The sequence below is a fragment of the Aureispira sp. CCB-QB1 genome, from assembly GCF_000724545.1.
Classification (GTDB): domain Bacteria; phylum Bacteroidota; class Bacteroidia; order Chitinophagales; family Saprospiraceae; genus Aureispira.
The window spans coordinates 182,879-200,127 of the sequence record NZ_JHBV01000016.1 but is presented as its reverse complement, the minus strand read 5'-3'; the positions used below and the strand labels follow the sequence as shown (position 1 = coordinate 200,127).

The following is a 17,249-nucleotide window of genomic DNA, read 5'->3' as shown; positions in this document are numbered from 1 at the left end:
TACATGGAATATAATCTAAAATCCCTACTGTACAGTATGTTGGCAGTAGGGTTATTTTCTGCTATGGGATGTAGCAAGTCTAGCGAAATAGGTTTGTCACTAGTAGAACAAGAACAATCAGATATTCTTTATACAGATACCTGTACAATCAAATTAACTACACAAGAAGCAGATCCAATAGAAACCTCGAATAGAACCGTCATGACATGTGGTTCGTATACAGATACCGAGTGGGGCGAATCGGTTGCTTCTATTTATATGAATTTCCGCCTAAATAACACGGGGGCGGTTTTCCCTAATGCTGTTTTTGATTCCTTAGTATTGTCATTGGCATATGAGGATGTGGGGCACTATGGTGAATTTAGAACCAATAAGCCAGCTACGGTTACACAAAGTTGGGAGATTGCTCGTGTATTGGAAAATATAGAAGAAGGGACGGTTTATAAATCGGACAAAACTTTTATGACAGATGGAAATTTGTTGAAATCAAATTTTCAATTTAAACCTAACGATACCCTTAAAATTACCTCTGGTAGTACTACACTAGATCCTCATTTGAGAATTCGTTTGGATGATCAAGCAGGAATTGATTTGGGAGAACTATTTTTAAATCCACAAAGTACAGGTGTTGATATTTATGAGAGCAATACCAAATTTAAGGATTGGTTTAAAGGAATACACATTCGCCCTTCAAGTAACAACCCTACTAATGCAAGTATTATTCGATTTAAGTCGAAAAATGCTCTGACAAAATTAACCTTGCATTATACCGATACCTCAAACTCAGGAAGTGTTGCAAAAACATTTGAGTTTTTGACAAATGAAGATGCAGAAGTTGTCTCTTCTTTTAATCATACGCACCCAACTACCTTGACAGACAATTTGACAACAGATACAGTAGTTTATGTACAAGGTTTGGACGGTTTGCATACTAAAGTAGTATTCCCTTACGTTGGGAATTTAGGAAATGTTATTATCAACAAAGCAGAGCTTGTATTCCCTGTTGCAGATACTGGAACAAATGCTTTTCCAGAACCAATTCAATTAGTTGCCAAAATCAAAGATTTAGGTGGTAATTTGGTTGTTGTTGATGATATTGTAACTTCTATCAATCGTGCTCAATCTTATTTCTTGTTTGGTGGCGTATTAGAAGATACGGGAAATAAAAATCTTGTATACAGAATGTTTATTTCTGAAGAAATGCAAGCCATTGTAAATGGAACAACATTGGAACGTGCAATTTATTTAACACTTCCATCTGCTTTAGATCCTGAACGTGTTTCGTTAATGAATGAAAAAAGCATTAAGGGAGCTAAGCTTTATTTGACCTATACCAAAATCCAATAGTTTTTGAGAGCCTATTAAACTTGTTGAGCAAAAAAACTGTTTAATAGGCTCTCATTAGAGTTTTTCGTTTGAAGAAAAATTTTCAATAAATTCTACTATAAATAAATTGTTAAAGTATTTTCTTGATAGGATCAAACTTTGCATTTAAGCTCTTTTGAGAAAAAGTGTTTATGGTAGAATATTGTCCGTTGTAGCCCAATATGGGATTTGGATTTCAATGCAAGTCGATAAATTGATAGGAAAAACCAAGACATTACAAGGCAATAATTATTGTTGCCAACGGACAAAGAACAACGATTAGAGCATTTACTTAAAATTTGGACAAACTTCTTCATTAGTCTGATTTGTCCCAACCACTTTAAATAAAAAAATATGTGTGGAATTGTAGCTTATATAGGCGCTAGAGATGCCTATCCGATCCTTATTAAAGGTTTGCAAAGATTGGAATATAGAGGGTATGATAGCGCTGGAGTGGCATTGCTAAAAGACGAAGAATTAACCGTTTATAAGAAAAAAGGTAAAGTAAACGATTTAATTGCTTTTACAGAAGGAAAAGATGTATCAGGATCAGTAGGTATGGGGCATACACGCTGGGCAACACATGGAGAACCGAATGATGTAAATGCACATCCTCATTTATCAGGAGATAGAGACATTTCTATTATTCACAATGGAATTATTGAAAATTATGACTCGATTAAAACAGCCCTAGAGAAGGAGGGACATACCTTTACATCTGATACAGATACAGAAGTATTGGTGCATTTAATCGAAACAATTCAAGCGAAAGAAAATGTAGGTATTGCAGAAGCTGTTCGTATTGCTTTGACAAAAGTTGTAGGCGCTTATGCGATTGTGGTTTTGAGTAAGAAAGAACCAAATAAAATTGTGGCTGCTAGAAAAGGAAGTCCTTTGGTAGTGGGAATTGGAGAAAAAGAATTTTTTCTAGCTTCAGATGCTTCTCCAATTGTTGAGTACACCAAAAATGTTGTCTACATTAAGGAAGAAGAAATTGTTACGCTGAATAGAGCAGGTGAATTGACTTTGAAAACTATTGACAACGAAATTCAAACGCCTTTTATTCAGCATCTAAATATGGAAATTGAGGCGATTGAAAAAGGTGGATATGAGCACTATATGCTTAAGGAAATTCACCAGCAACCTACTACAATGGCAGATGCTATGCGTGGTCGCTTGAACGTCAAAAAAGGTTTGATTACATTAGGTGGCGTTGCTGAATTTGAGAATCGTATCAAAAATGCGGATCGACTAATTATTATTGCTTGTGGGACGTCTTGGATTGCAGGTTTGATTGGAGAATATTTGTTCGAAGACTTGGCACGTATTCCAACAGAAGTGGAGTATGCTTCGGAATTTAGGTATAGAAATCCTATTATTACCAACAAAGATGTTGTAATTGCTATTTCTCAATCTGGAGAAACTGCGGATACATTGGCAGCATTGGATTTGGCGATAGAAAAAGAAGCATTGACCTATGGTATTTGTAATGTTGTTGGTTCTTCTATTGCTAGAATTACGAATGCAGGATCTTATATTCATGCAGGACCAGAAATAGGAGTGGCTTCGACTAAAGCTTTTACAGGGCAGGTAACTCTGTTGACTTTGATGGCACTTCAATTGGCACACAATAAGGGAACCATCTCTCAGTCCTACTACTTTCAATTATTGAATGAGTTGGATACGCTACCTGCAAAATTGAAAAAAGTAGTCGAGCAAGATGCCAAAATTAAGTATATTGCTAATTTATGGAAGGATGCAGAAAATGCTCTTTATCTAGGACGTGGTTATAATTTCCCAATCGCTTTAGAGGGAGCCTTGAAATTGAAAGAAATTTCGTATATTCACGCAGAGGGATATCCAGCTGCAGAAATGAAACATGGTCCTATTGCTTTGATTGATGAAAATATGCCTGTTGTCATTATTGCAACGAATGGTAGTACTCGTGAAAAAGTAATTAGTAATATCCAAGAAGTAAAAGCTCGCAAAGGTAAAGTATTGGCTATTATTACAGAAGGTGACGATCATATCCCTCAAATAGCAGATCATGTTATTGAAATTCCGCAAACAGCAGAACCTTTGGTGCCTCTACTATCTGTTATCCCATTACAATTATTAGCCTATCATATTGCTGTTCTAAGAGGTTGCAATGTTGATCAACCTAGAAATTTAGCAAAATCCGTTACGGTAGAATAAAAAATATTATGAACAACGACTATAAGATACCTACAGCCAAAAAAATGGCTGATTATAATACTCAAAAAGAAAATCTGTTGATCCGAGAGTATGGACGTAATACTCAAAACTTGATTAATAGAGCCAAGCAAATAGAAGATCGAGAAGAACGTCAAGTGTACATCGAAAAAGTAGTTAACTTGATTATGGCGATGCATCCTCATACTAGAAATTTGGATGATTACAGATTAAAAGTATGGTCACATGTTTTAAAGATGGCAAATTATGAATTAGATGTCGATCTGCCAGAAAACTTGCCTGATGCACGAACAAAACGCAAGCCAGACCAAGTAGCTTATCCACAAAATACCAAGCGTTTGCGTCACTATGGTCGAAACGTTCGGATTATGATTGAGAAGGCCAAGCAAATGGAGGACAAAGAAAAACAAGAGGCATATATTACGGTTATCGCTGCTTACATGAAAATGTCATACAAAACTTGGAATAGAGAGAATGTTAACGATGAGGTGATTTTTAAGGAATTTGCTCGATTGGCAAAGGGAGAATTAGAAGTACCCAAAGGTACTAATATTGATTCTTTGGTTTCTCCTCGCAAAACCAAAACAGGAGGGAATAGCGGAGCAAGCAACAATACAGGAAGAACCAAGTCTAGTCGTCATACAAGTTCTAAAAAAAGCTCAAAAAGTAACTCTAGTAAAAACAAAAATTCTAGACGAACGTCTACCAATGGTAGTAAAAGCAAAAATCAGCGTAATAGAAAACGTTAACTAAACAGTTATTATCTTCTTTAAAAGATTGAGTTCAAAACGACTCATCAATTCAGTTTGTTGCTCAGGTATGTTTTCCTAAGAGGATGAACGAATGTAAAAATAAACTAAAAGCTACTTCAAACCGTGAAGTAGCTTTTTCTATAACAGGCACTTTATGACAATGGTATTAACAGTTAAAGAGACAATAGTAGTCAAACGCCAAATTTTGAAATGGGCAGAAAAACAGTCCGAAGTTATTTGCTACTTAGATAGTAATTATTATCAAGCCGATCAATATAGTGCCTACGAGGCTTTAATTGCTGTTGGGGCAGAAAAAGAACTTTGCCTTAAAAGATCAGGAAATGCTTTTCAGTGCTTGCAAGCTTTTGCCAAAGAGAATCAAGAATGGTTGTTTGGACATCTGAGTTATGATTTGAAAAATGACGTAGAAGCATTAACATCCCAAAATAAAGATGTTTTAGAATTTCCTGAATTGTATTTCTTTGTGCCTAGTTATTTGTTTCTTTTTAATCAAGACGGAACTTTAGAAATTTTATCTAAACAAGAATCTCCAAAAAAGATTTGGAAGGCGATTAAAGATTTTTCTAGTACTGATGATAATGCTGAGAATTCAATGATTTCTATTCAACAAATGTTTTCAAAGGATGCGTATATGGATACCATTCATCAAATTCGACAGCATATTATAGATGGTGATACTTATGAGATGAATTTTTGCCAAGAGTTTTTTGCAGAAAATGTGTCTATAAACCCTGTGAGGCTTTTCGATACAATGAATCAAATTGCAAAGGCTCCTTTTGCTACCTATTATCAAATAAAAGACCAACATTTGCTTTGTGGAAGCCCAGAGCGATTTTTGTGTAAACGAGGGAATCAGTTAATTTCTCAGCCCATTAAAGGAACGATTAAGCGGGGACAAAGTCAAGAAGAAGATGAAGTATTGAAGCACCAACTGAGAGCAAGTATCAAAGATCAAGCAGAAAATGTCATGATCGTAGATTTGGTGCGAAATGACCTGACCAAAGTTTGTCAGACGGGAACAATTCAAGTAGCCGAATTATTTGGAATTTATGGTTTCGAGAGAGTCTACCAAATGATTTCGACAGTGGTAGGTGAGTTGCAGGAGCATAAAAACTGGGTAGATGCATTAGAGGCAACATTTCCGATGGGATCTATGACTGGCGCTCCAAAGGTGATTAGTATGGAATTGATAGAGGAATATGAGAAAACGAAACGAGGCATTTATTCTGGCGCGGTTGGTTATGTTACCCCTAATGGAGACTTTGACTTTAATGTGGTTATTCGTTCCTTGTTGTATAATCGCAGCAAGCAGTATTTATCTTTTCAAGTTGGTGGGGCAATTGTATACGACTCAGAACCTGAAGCAGAGTATGAGGAGTGTTTGTTAAAAGCTAAAACGATGTTAGAAGCATTAGGGATTTCGACCTTGGATAGAACAACTTCTAGTGTACACTAAAATCATATTTTCGGTAACGAATTTTATAATTTTTATATTGAGGAGCATTGATATAAACTTGTTGAAAATCTTTTTTGTACAGCCAAAATATTTTGGAACAATGAATTGTTTTAGAAGTGGTATCAACCAAAAATTCTTGTTCAACAAAACTTTCCTCGGCTATTTTTAGCTGCTGATCTAAGAAATGTTCATCATAGTAAGCAATAGGAGGACACGACTTTGCACCACAATTTAGAGCAAAATGAATGCGATAATCTAGTTGATCAACAATCAACTCTCGGCGAGAATCTCGCCCAGAAAATTGCTTGAATAGTTTGTACAAAGATTTGCGATTTTTTCGTAGGATACCATGCTCTATATCATCCAAAGAAAATGAATGCCCGCCAATAATTACTTTTGAACGCATTACCAAAAATGGCTTTTCTAACATACTTTTTTGAATGCCTTTTTTGATAATCCAATAATTAGTTAAGCCATTGTAAACATTGATCCAAAAGGCAATTTTAGCTTTATCTTCTTGAAGTGTTTTCAAATTTACCGTTGCCAAGGTCTTTAGATATTCTTGAATCGTGTTTTGATCTAGAGTTTCTCCATCTAGATATTGGGTTTTGAATCGTTTAAAATCTTGAGAGAACTTTTTGTGCTGAAACATATCACTATCTTTTTTCTACAAAACCAATAATCGAAGCACTTTGTTCTGTGCTTCTGTAACAGTAGATGATATTTTCCAGTCGTTGCGTTTTAATGTTTGGACATATTCCGTGAAGGTACGACCTATTTTAGATTCTGGATAGTTGTCTGTAATGTGTCGATAAGCTTGTAGGAATTCAGCTTTTAGGATATAGGTTTGGGGATCAAAAGCGGGCGTTTTTTCGGTGCCTTGCAATAAAATATTTAATTGTTTGTCTAATCGTCGCTTGGCATCAGCATGCCAAACAAAATCTGGATAAGTGGCAACAAAGTAATTCCAAGATAAAGTCCATCGAGCCAATTCTTTAGGTGCAATCAATAATGTTTCATTGTCTAACCAAAAGTTAGGAACCTCCAATTGATATTGATTCATATATGCCCGCATGGGAATAGAGCACTCTCTATAAAAAACTCGATATAAAAAATCGACATCCTCTGCTAATACTACCTGTCCATTTTTAAGCCCAAAATTGATTCCATTGGCAGCAAGACTACGTGTAAAAGCATCGCTTTGCATCGTAGCACGTTGGTAACGTTTTATTTCTGTCGCCAAATGTTGATATTGGTTCATATTGGTAGAATTTTGCAGCGTTTTTAGGACATTTGTATAAAAGTTATGAAAAGCAATATAAGCAGCATCACGTGTATTTTCGTTGGTATGATTGATAAACAAGGTTGTAAAACGATTAATTGCTTGACCAATAGAGTTAGGATTACTGCGATCTAAATTTGCTAGATAATTTTTATAGTTGGTAATGGACCCTTCATTAACGGGTTCTTGCATTTGTTTTTGCTGCTTTTTAGTAAATTCAGGACGTTCCTCATTAGCTGCTTCTAATAATTCGGCTGTCTCTCGCTGAATAACTACCTTTTGATTTTGTTCTTTGGGAAGAAATTGAACAAAGGCAGCATAGACCCAACCTTCTATTTTTTCTTCTGTCTGTATTTTGTACCAGTGGGCGTTGTAGGTTTTACGATTGTAAATAATTTCAGTGGTAAAATTGGTGCTGTCGTATAAAAATTCAACTAAAACACCATCACTCAAAATATGGAGTACCGTTCCTTCTAAGTCGGGCGTTTCTCGAACTCTCAATCGACGGGTTATGGTTTCCATAAATCGACGAGGGGGGGCTTCTTGAGTTAGCGTTACAGGTGTTTGTGTATTGGTCAAAGGTGTAGTTTCTTGATTGTCACAAGAGTAGAAATAAATAGAGAGTACAATAAAAAAGAAGAATCGGACGTAGGATGTTCTCATTATTAGTTATATTTAGAGTGTTTGGTAAAGATACAAACTTCATCTTGTTCATGAAAATTGTATGGGATGCCCTTTTTATAGGAAAATAAGTACGTTGATAATAACAACTAGTTGACATGGTTCATAAAGAATTCAAACTATTAAAATTATGAGTAAATCTATTTTAATTTTGGGTGGTGGTACCTTTTATCATGTTCGAAATCATTTGTCAATTGCCGCCCCTGCTTTTGGTACAACAGCACGTTGGTTGCATGATCATTTACCCAATTCAAAGTTGATGTTAACCAAAATGGCAGAGGCATCTTCTGCTTTGGAAACGAATGAAGATGTAAAGGAGTTCCTAAATGATGCCCTAAAAGATACAACTTTAGATGGTATTATTATGAATGTTGCCTTGTGTGATTATGAGGGAAGGATAGGAACGGTGGCTTCTGGTAAACATGCTCAGCGGTTGCAATCTAGAGAAGGCAATCAACAGATGGAGTTAACGGCAAGTGATAAACTCATTGCCAATATAAAAGTACAACGTCCAGATCTATTTTTAGTTGGATTCAAAACAACAACTAGTTTTAGTCCCGACCAACAGCAAGCTGCTGCTTATAGAATGCTGTCAGAATCTAAAGGAGATTTGGTATTGGCCAATGATACGCTGACTCGATACAATTTATTGGTCAATTCCAACAACGAACGATTGATAGAGTCCAGCAATCGGCTAGACGTTCTAAATTATTTGGTCGAAGAAATTTTGAGACTAAAATAAACCCATTTTTTAGATCCTTCCAGAAATGCTTTAGAGTTTAAAGCATTCAAAGATATAAGTACTTTATTCGCTAAATAGGAACCATTCTAAGAGAAGAGAAGTTTATCTAACAGCGAAGTCGTAATGGCTGTGTGTATTATGTAATGGTCTTGTTAACAAAGTACGAAATGGATAAAAAAAGTTTTATTATAGGTTTGATAGTAGGTTGTTTGGTAACGATGTGTGTGTGTCTTATTGGGGTAAATTATTATGTTGATCAGAAAATAGAGGCCGCTAAAGAAGAAGCGAGGAAGCATTATGAGGTGCTTCAAGAAAAGTGGGAGACAGAATACAGAGCTGAATTGGCTCATTTAAAAGAATATGCCAATAAAAAGGCAACAGAAAAGGGAACTGAATTGGTTGAAAAAGCATCCGATAAATTCAAAAAATACTGGAACAAGAACCAAGAAGAGCCAGATAGTACAGAAATGGAATAGTTCAGTTGAATTCTTGTTTGCACAAGTCTAATATTTTTATTAAATTGCGTTAGATATTCATACGTTAAATTTTAATCCATCACAGAGTGATCTTAGGTGAGAATTCTAAGTATTTGCTCCAATTATATCAATATTATGCCTGTAAGAAATCCTTTTACGGTAGCGAAGCTAAAAACCATTAAAGCTCAGATTTATGCGAAAGCATTGAAAGTGATCTTAAAAGAGAAACTGAAAGATGGTGAAACCGTGCCTTTTTCGCTTTTGTTGAACCATGTTTATGCGGGACTAGATGAAAAAAAGAGCGCCAAATTGCCTTTCTTGTTATTAGGTGAACCCAAAGATGGAGAAGCTACTTGGAAAAAATTCCGAGACTCGGAAGTGTCGCCAGGAAAGAAACAAAAGGATTTTATGGTGGTGGGGACTTGCACGCGTCAAGGAGATCACTTGATGTTAAGTATTAATCGAAGCAAAGGATTGAGCAAAATTCCTCCTAAGGCAAAAGCTTATTTGGATAACGCTATTAAAAATGCGAATCCCAAGATTACAATTAGTACCAAAGATGGAGGAGAAGACAAGACGGTTGTAGGAGCTGTAGGTGTATCCGATGGCAAACAGCCTGAGCAAGAAACTAAGACAAAGGATACTGGTTCTTCTACTCAACCAGAAACAGGGACAACTCCTAAAGTAACAGAGGAAAAGAAAAAGAAGGTAGTCGAAAAATATAAGAAGGAAAAGCAAGATGAGGCAAAGGAATTGGGGCAAAAGTTTAAGGACCTTAAAGCTTTATCTTCCAGTGATTCGGTGAAGAAAGTAGCAAAAAATATCAAAAAGGGTAGAACTACAAAAAAAGACTTGGAAAGGGTGAAAGAATTGAATCAAGTTTTTTCATCTACCGAAAAGTTGTATAAAAAAACAGCGAAGCAAATTCAGAAAAAATTTAACAAGTCCTATAAGGAGTTGGTAAAAAATAAAAAGAAGTTTTATCAATTATCTTTGGCAACCAAACAGAGTAAGAAAAGCTTAGCAGAAACCTTAGCGAATTCTTATTATGAGAAAAAACTAAAGCGAGTTGCTACCTCTGATGAAGTGAATGACATTCAAAAGATCATCAAAGATGTTATCTTAATGAATAAAAAACGAAGAAAAAAGGCAAAGCAAGCCTTGTTGTTTAAAGCCACTTCGTATGTTTTGAAAAAAACTGGACCCAAAAAGTTTAAAGCAAAGTATGTCAACCAAATTCTACAAAAAAAGGTTGCCTAGTTTATAAAAGCAGAAAGTCCCTCCTGAATTTTTTCACGAGGGACTTTTCTTATGTCTACAAAGGACTAATAGAATTTTTGTCAATGATCAAAAGAAATCGCACCATAAAAATAGTTTTGTTTAGTGCCAGAGCCTTGAACAATTCTTTAAGCCATTGTAGTTTCTGGTCTTAAGACCAATTGTTCTCTTCCTGGACCGACAGAGATAATAGAAAATGGTATTTCTAACATACTTTCCATCTCTTGTACGTACTCTTGTAATTCTGTAGGAAAATCTCCAAAGTTTCGAATTCCTGTCAAGTCTTTTTTCCAACCTTTGTAAGCTTTGTAGACAGGTTTAGGACAATTCGTAACCATATCAAATGGCAATTCATCGGTGATCCCATTTTCTGTTTCGTAAGCCGTTGCAGCAGACACTTCATCAAATTTATCCAACACATCTGCTTTGGTCATGACTAACTGAGTAACACCATTAATCATAATAGTATATTTTAACTGAGGCAAATCGATCCAACCACAGCGTCTAGGACGTCCTGTTGTAGCTCCAAATTCTCCACCAGCTTTTCTAATTTCTTCACCTGTTGCACCGTGTAGTTCTGTTGGAAAAGGTCCACCTCCAACACGAGTACAATAGGCTTTGGTGATACCAATCACTTCACCAATTTTTTGAGGCGCAATTCCCAGACCATTACAAACACCAGATGTAATTGTATTAGATGAAGTTACAAAAGGATAGGTACCATAATCAATATCTAGCATAGAACCCTGTGCACCCTCTGCCAATACTTTTTTTCCAGCTTTGATTGCTTTGTTAATAAAATAGGCAGAATCTACAAATTGCAATTTTCTTAAACGCTCAATAGACGCCATCCAAACTTTTTCTTCTCCCTCTAAGTCAAAATCAACAGAAGGATAGGCAGAAGCCATACGCAAATGATTTTCTTTAAGTTTGTTATAACGTTCTTGAAAATCAGATAAAAAGATATCTCCTATGCGAAGACCATGTCGAGCAATTTTATCCGTATAGGTTGGACCAATCCCTTTTAGGGTAGAACCAATTTTTCCATCACCTTTTGCAGCTTCCATCACTGCATCTAAGAAGCGATGAGAAGGAAGGATTAAGTGTGCTTTTCTGGCAATATACAAGCGGCTCAAAAATTCCACTCCTGCAGTAGATAGTTGGTCAATTTCTTTGCAAAGGATTGTTGGATCAATGACGACACCATTTCCAATAACATTCTGAACATCGGCTCTAAAGATTCCAGAAGGAATGGTGTGCAATACATACTTTTTGTCATCTAGATACAATGTGTGACCAGCATTGGGACCTCCTTGGAAGCGAGCAACAATGTCGTACTTAGACGCTAAATAATCAACGATTTTACCCTTTCCTTCGTCTCCCCATTGCAAACCTAATAATACATCTACCATGTTTAACAGTGATTTTAATAATTTAATCGGTTAATATTTTTTGTTCGTGTGTATTTGCCTAAGAATAGGTTTGAAATTTATATTCTTCAAAACCAATGGTCTTGGCACAAATGATTTGATTTTAGTACTTAAAAAAGCTGCCGATAGAGGCAAAATCAAGCATTTGTAACTTGAACATAGAATTTAAATATGTTCCAATCCTTAGCAATTGATTTTTAGAAAGATACTGATAGAAACCTTTGTTTTTTGAGGTTTTAGAACATTCTAAAAAACACGAATTAACTGTCTTGCAATTTAATATGCCGCAAAAATACAAAAACACAACTATAACCTATCGTTAGTTGTGTTTTATTTTAACTTTTTATAGAAAAGTATAAGAGATTGCGTTACTCAGTGACTGTTGTATAAGGGGGAGATGCTTGTGGCTTTAATTCTTAACAGACATCCACATTGACTCCTTTGGCTACAAGCGGATTGGTAATGGCAGAGACATCGGCTCCAGCAGTAAATGTTAAGGTAACACTTTCCAAAGATTCAATTGCTTGTAAGACCTCGTAATCAACAAAATTCTTATAATTCAAACTTACTTGACGTAACTTATGAAGTTGGGCAAGAGGTTGTAATGAAACCGAAGCACCAAGCATCGTGTTGGCATCTAGAACCTCAAGGTTTTGAAGTGCTTCAATACCGTCTAGAGAAGTAATATTAAACGCATCATCTTCTCCGTCCCAAGAATACGAAACAATGCTATAAATAGCACGACCGCCATCTAAGGATATTTTATTCACTTTATTAAGGTATGATGTGAGATCAAGTTGGGCAAAATAGTCGACTAACTCTGGAATAGGCAGTCCATACATATCTTCAGAAAGAACTTCGTCTTCATCTATTTTATCAAATACCTCCTCACAATATTCTTCTTCGTAGTCTAATTCATTTGCTTCTATGAGACTGCTAATGACTAGTAGCTTTAAGTTTATATTCATAAGTGTAATTTAGTTACTCATTAACATAGTTCTTATCATTTTTATTCTCTTTAATAAACAGGGTTAATGCATCATCAACATTTTCAAACACACTAAAAGCTGAGTTAAGTCGAGTAACCAAGAGTATTTTCTTGATGTTATCAGAAAGATTAGCGATAGCTACGTCTCCGCCCGCACTTCTAGAGCGAGTAAGGATTGAAATAAGAAAAGTCAAGCCTGTGCTATTCATAAAGTCCATTTGCTCCAAGTCAACGATAAATTCTGTATAACTCGCTTCAATTTTTTCCTCAATTGCTCGAATAATTTCTTGATTATCTAACGGATTTAGTAAGTTATCTACTTGTAAAATTTGTACGCCATTTTTTTCTAAAAAAGTATATGCCATGTCTTGTTTGTTGCATTCTGTATGTAGTTAGCTCCTTTTAAAGCTGTAATAGTATGTAAAATTGATTTTTTATAAAGTATCCTAATTATTCAAGAAAACGATACAACTTGTACTAAGAGTACAACGATAAAACGTCTGGAAATCAGTAGAAAGCCTCTATGAAAAACGATGCAATATTTACCCTAAAAGGAACTAAGGTCGGAATAATAATTTATTTTCTATTTAGTTTTTCTCTTGCCTCTTTGCTGTATCCATAAAAAGTCAGGGAGTGATGCGTGATTTCAAAGCCCAAAATTTCAGAAACCATTTCTTTGATTTGTTGGATTCTAGGGTCACAAAACTCAAAAACTTGCCCTGTTTCGATACAAACCGCATGGTCGTGTTGCTTGGATCCATAGGATTTTTCGTATTGAGCTAAATTTTTACCAAACTGATGTTTGCGTACCAAATCACAAGAAACCAATAATTCTAATGTGTTGTAAACCGTAGCACGACTAACACGATAGTTTTGGGTTTTCATGTGGATATAGAGCGCTTCTGCGTCGAAGTGATCGTCCCGTTTATAGATCTCTTCCAAAATTGCAAATCGTTCGGGTGTTTTGCGCAAGCCATTTTTTTCGAGATATTGAGAAAATATCTTGATGACTTCTTTTACTATTTTTGAGTCTTTTTGATTGCTAGCCATTATATTTTATTTAGGTATAAGCTATATATTTAAGTGATTGCTCAAAAGAAACCATGTTCTAGAACAAAGGTTTTTAGTATGATAACTTTTGGACAAATACTCAAACAATGATAATTGTGCCCTTACAAATATTTTTGTAGAGCATCTAGTTTATATAGCTCAAGCGTATTTCATATTCTTGTCTAAAAAACAATACCACTTGCGATTAAGATAGACAAAATGTCAGTATTATTGAATTCTAGCGACAGTATTTACTTGTTTTAACTTTTTTAATTCAATAATCAATTCGTTTAATTGATCTTTATTTTTTACTACAACAGTAACTTTGCCCTCAAAGTGCCCTTCTTTTCCATTCATTGAAAATCCACGCATATTTAGTTTGTGTTTATCCGTGATAATACTAGACAAACTTTGAACAACGCCCATATCATCCATCCCCGTAATTAGAAGTTCTGCAATAAACGATGTATTGGCTGTATCGACCCATTCGGCACGTTTGATTCTATAACCAAAAGTAGCTTGTAGATACTCTGCATTGGGACAAGTCGTGCGGTGAATTTTAATACCATGTTTAGACGTCACATAAGCAAAAATATCATCCCCCAACACAGGATTACAACAAGTAGCCAAAGAATTGACAAAATTACTGGCATCTTGACCGTCAATCAAGAGTTTGGGCGTTCCCTTAAAATTTCGTCGAGCCCTTAAAGGAACCTTTGTTTTTATTTTGGTTTGTTGTTCAGAATTAGCTTTATCGTCAGATTCTGCTTTTTCGGGAAACAATTTACCATTCTCTAACTTTAACAACTTTATTTCGTTCAGGTTGTATTGTTCAGAATATATTCCAAAATATAAATCCAAACGATTGGATGCTCCAAAGTATTTGACCAAAGTATCAATGTTGTCCTCTACGTGTTCTGTTAATTTTAGGGACTTGAACTTTCGATCCAATGTTTCTTTCCCCAAAGAGCCCCATTTTAGTTTCTCTTCTTTTAGCGCTTGTCGAATTTTAGAACGAGCTTTTCCTGTTTTGACAATTTTGAGCCAATCCTCTGTTGGTTTTTGAGTAGAACTAGTAATAATATAGAGTTGATCACCATTTTTTAGCTCGTAACTCAAAGGAACAATACGTTGTGAGACCTTAATAGATTTACAATGGTAACCAACCTCAGTGTGGATATCAAAAGCAAAATCCAAAGCAGTAGCCCCTTTGGGGAAGAAACGCATTTCTCCTTGAGGTGTAAAAACATAGACCTCTTCGGCAAAGAGGCTTGATTTAAAATCATTTAAAAAGTCGATGGCATCATTGTCAGGATTTTCTAGCATTTCTCTTGCCTTACTCAGCCAATTTTCGAAAATATTTTCTTGTTGTTTGATGCCTTTGTAACGCCAATGTGCCGCATAACCACGTTCGGCAACCTCATCCATTCTTTCACTTCGGATTTGCACTTCTACAAAACGACCTTGCGGTCCCATTACAGTCGTATGCAGGGACTCGTAACCATTTGATTTTGGTGTTGAAATCCAATCTTTCAATCGTTCAGGAACGGGAGTATAGCTATCTGTTATAATAGAATACATACTCCAACAAATTGATTTCTCTTCAGAAATAGGAACATCAGCAATAATTCGAATGGCAAACAAATCATAGATTTCTTCAAAAGGAACCTGTTTTGTTTTTAGTTTATTACTAATAGAAGAGACCGACTTGGCTCTACCAAAAACTCTAAAATTCTGAATGTTGTGTTTTTTCTTGATTGCTTTTTTTATCGGCTTCAAAAATTGTGTGATATATTGCTCCCGCTCGTTGGCTGTTTCTTGCAATTTTTGAATGATAAACTCATAATGCTCTGGTTCTTTTATTTTTAAACAGAGGTCCTCCATCTCATTTTTTATATTATAAAAACCCAGTCGATGTGCTAAAGGAGCATAAATGAAGGATGTTTCGGAAGCTATTTTTAGCTGTTTGTGTTGAGGCATGGAACCTAATGTACGCATATTGTGTAGTCGATCAGCCATTTTGATCAAAACAACCCGAACATCTTTTGAGATGGTCAGCAAGATTTTTTTGAAATTTTCGGCTTGTGGACTATGTATATTTTCTTCACTGACATTTGCCAAGCTGCTAAACTTTGTTAATCCATCAACAATCATGGCTATATTTTCGCCAAATTCACTGGCTAGATCTTCCAAACTAACAGGCGTGTCCTCAACAACATCGTGCAAGAGTGCTGCTTTGATGGATGTTGGACCTAGCCCTAACTCTGCCGCACAAATTCGTGCTACCTCAATGGGATGAAAAATGTACAACTCGCCCGATTTTCTGCGCTGCTGAGAATGAGCAAGACGAGCCAATAGGTATGCTTTTTTGATAGAAGCTTTGTGTTCTTCATTTAATGGCGTTCGAATAGAACGGCACATCTTTCGATAAGCTAGATGAATTTGTTTGTCTTCTTCTTGGGTAATGTCTTCTTCGTAGGGGAATTTTATATTAAAATTTGTCTCCATGTATATATTACTCCTGTTGTCTATTTTAGAATAGTTCGTTGAGGAATCTTACTCGTTTACTTCGTAAGCGCTTTGCTTTTGGTTAGTTAGGTTGCTACTACTTGAGTGCTGCGCCGTTGGTAAATAAGTTAGTTTTGTTTGATTCATATTAAGCTTTGAATTATCAATTGTGCAACACTTCTAAAATACCACACAGCAACAGTTGCATCTAACTAAATTGATAGCTGAATGGGCTTGTTTTAATAAAACCACAGAGCTGTTTATGAAACAATCAACGAATTACTTTTTTTAATAAAGTATTTTTTTTGCTTGATAAAATGGCAATAGCCTGCTAAAACCATGTTGAGCATCTTCAACTATTAGAGCATTTGTTTAATTATGCCTATTAATTAAAGGATGTTTTTTGTAAAAGAATGTATTGTACAAAATTTGTAAATGACTTTCTATTCATTTTACGAATGACTAATATGAAAGTTAGCTTTATTCCTATTTTTCTCCAAATTTTGAGCCTGATATTAAGGAATCGTTCCATACAAATTGCTTTTTTCTTGACAATCTCTAAAAAGTAGAGCAGCGTTATCTTTTGTTAAGACCAAAGTAAAATAGCTAGGCTATCTTTGAACTACTGAATAGATAGTGATCAATTATTGAGGAATAAAAGCACTTGCTTTTAACTCCAAAATTAAAGATGTGTAATTTGCTTCTAAATTTTGAAGCGTAGTGACCTTTAAAATTTAGTTAGAATCATTTTTAAATGATTCTATTCGTATAGCCAGCAGCAAGTATAATCCTGAAAATATATTTTGTACTGCTGGCTTTTTATATTCAATGCAATGACATTCATAAATCGTAGAAATGTTGAATGCAAAAGGAAAAAGATGGAACAAAAGTAGATTGAAGTTTGATTGCTAGAGCTTTAAATTAAAGAAAGGTGGATATAAATGACCAAAAAATAAAAATGAATAGAGTATTCTTAGAAAAACCTTTATACTAATTTGAATAAGCT

14 protein-coding genes are annotated in these 17,249 nt (G+C 35.3%); 7 read left to right on the top strand and 7 right to left on the bottom strand.

Annotated elements, in window-relative coordinates:
- Nucleotides 1-3: 3 nt before the first annotated feature.
- The 4 genes from CG11_RS07405 to CG11_RS07390 all read left to right on the top strand — a co-directional run bounded on the left by CG11_RS07405 (nucleotide 4) and on the right by CG11_RS07390 (nucleotide 5,808).
- Nucleotides 4-1,347, top strand: coding sequence for a DUF4270 family protein (locus CG11_RS07405; protein WP_081909491.1), 1,344 nt, complete (start codon nucleotides 4-6; stop codon nucleotides 1,345-1,347).
- Between the two features lie 372 nt (nucleotides 1,348-1,719).
- Nucleotides 1,720-3,561, top strand: coding sequence for a glutamine--fructose-6-phosphate transaminase (isomerizing) (glmS, locus tag CG11_RS07400; RefSeq protein WP_052594676.1), 1,842 nt, complete (start codon nucleotides 1,720-1,722; stop codon nucleotides 3,559-3,561).
- An 8-nt stretch (nucleotides 3,562-3,569) separates the two neighbouring features.
- The gene (locus tag CG11_RS07395; protein ID WP_052594674.1) at nucleotides 3,570-4,328 is read left to right on the top strand and encodes a DUF4290 domain-containing protein; all 759 of its coding nucleotides are present in this window, start codon (nucleotides 3,570-3,572) and stop codon (nucleotides 4,326-4,328) included.
- Nucleotides 4,329-4,485: 157 nt separating this feature from the next.
- Nucleotides 4,486-5,808, top strand: a complete 1,323-nt coding sequence (locus CG11_RS07390; RefSeq protein ID WP_063833041.1) for an anthranilate synthase component I family protein — start codon at nucleotides 4,486-4,488, stop codon at nucleotides 5,806-5,808.
- On the opposite strand, the gene CG11_RS07385 is transcribed toward CG11_RS07390, so the two are convergent.
- Both CG11_RS07385 and CG11_RS07380 read right to left on the bottom strand, forming a co-directional pair.
- On the bottom strand, nucleotides 5,795-6,460 hold the full coding sequence (locus CG11_RS07385) for a DUF547 domain-containing protein (protein WP_052594672.1): 666 nt from the start codon (nucleotides 6,458-6,460) through the stop codon (nucleotides 5,795-5,797). The two genes, CG11_RS07390 and CG11_RS07385, sit on opposite strands and share 14 nt — an antisense overlap.
- A gap of 15 nt (nucleotides 6,461-6,475) precedes the next feature.
- Nucleotides 6,476-7,753, bottom strand: a complete 1,278-nt coding sequence (locus CG11_RS07380; RefSeq protein ID WP_052594670.1) for an SH3 domain-containing protein — start codon at nucleotides 7,751-7,753, stop codon at nucleotides 6,476-6,478.
- A gap of 148 nt (nucleotides 7,754-7,901) precedes the next feature.
- Here CG11_RS07380 and CG11_RS07375 point away from each other — a divergent pair, with 148 nt between their 5' ends.
- The 3 genes from CG11_RS07375 (at nucleotide 7,902) to CG11_RS07365 (ending at nucleotide 10,249) form a co-directional block, all read left to right on the top strand.
- Complete coding sequence (locus CG11_RS07375) at nucleotides 7,902-8,513, top strand: phosphopantothenoylcysteine decarboxylase (RefSeq protein ID WP_052594668.1); 612 nt, start codon at nucleotides 7,902-7,904, stop codon at nucleotides 8,511-8,513.
- A 167-nt stretch (nucleotides 8,514-8,680) separates the two neighbouring features.
- Nucleotides 8,681-8,989: a hypothetical protein gene (locus CG11_RS07370; protein WP_052594666.1), complete on the top strand. Its 309-nt coding sequence runs from the start codon at nucleotides 8,681-8,683 to the stop codon at nucleotides 8,987-8,989.
- 135 nt (nucleotides 8,990-9,124) lie between these two features.
- Nucleotides 9,125-10,249 carry a hypothetical protein gene (locus CG11_RS07365; RefSeq protein WP_052594664.1) on the top strand — a complete coding sequence of 375 codons (1,125 nt, stop codon included), beginning with the start codon at nucleotides 9,125-9,127 and terminating at the stop codon, nucleotides 10,247-10,249.
- Nucleotides 10,250-10,395: 146 nt separating this feature from the next.
- Here CG11_RS07365 and CG11_RS07360 read toward each other — a convergent pair whose 3' ends face one another.
- From CG11_RS07360 to CG11_RS07340, 5 genes are all read right to left on the bottom strand, one after another.
- Nucleotides 10,396-11,679 carry an adenylosuccinate synthase gene (locus CG11_RS07360; protein WP_052594661.1) on the bottom strand — a complete coding sequence of 428 codons (1,284 nt, stop codon included), beginning with the start codon at nucleotides 11,677-11,679 and terminating at the stop codon, nucleotides 10,396-10,398.
- A gap of 434 nt (nucleotides 11,680-12,113) precedes the next feature.
- A complete protein-coding gene (locus CG11_RS07355) occupies nucleotides 12,114-12,665 on the bottom strand; it encodes a hypothetical protein (RefSeq protein WP_052594659.1) in 552 nt (183 codons plus the stop codon).
- A gap of 13 nt (nucleotides 12,666-12,678) precedes the next feature.
- The gene (locus CG11_RS07350) at nucleotides 12,679-13,050 is read right to left on the bottom strand and encodes an STAS domain-containing protein (RefSeq protein WP_052594657.1); all 372 of its coding nucleotides are present in this window, start codon (nucleotides 13,048-13,050) and stop codon (nucleotides 12,679-12,681) included.
- A gap of 211 nt (nucleotides 13,051-13,261) precedes the next feature.
- A complete protein-coding gene (locus CG11_RS07345; protein ID WP_052594655.1) occupies nucleotides 13,262-13,735 on the bottom strand; it encodes a Fur family transcriptional regulator in 474 nt (157 codons plus the stop codon).
- Nucleotides 13,736-13,963: 228 nt separating this feature from the next.
- Nucleotides 13,964-16,243 carry a bifunctional (p)ppGpp synthetase/guanosine-3',5'-bis(diphosphate) 3'-pyrophosphohydrolase gene (locus CG11_RS07340; RefSeq protein ID WP_052594654.1) on the bottom strand — a complete coding sequence of 760 codons (2,280 nt, stop codon included), beginning with the start codon at nucleotides 16,241-16,243 and terminating at the stop codon, nucleotides 13,964-13,966.
- Nucleotides 16,244-17,249: the final 1,006 nt, after the last annotated feature.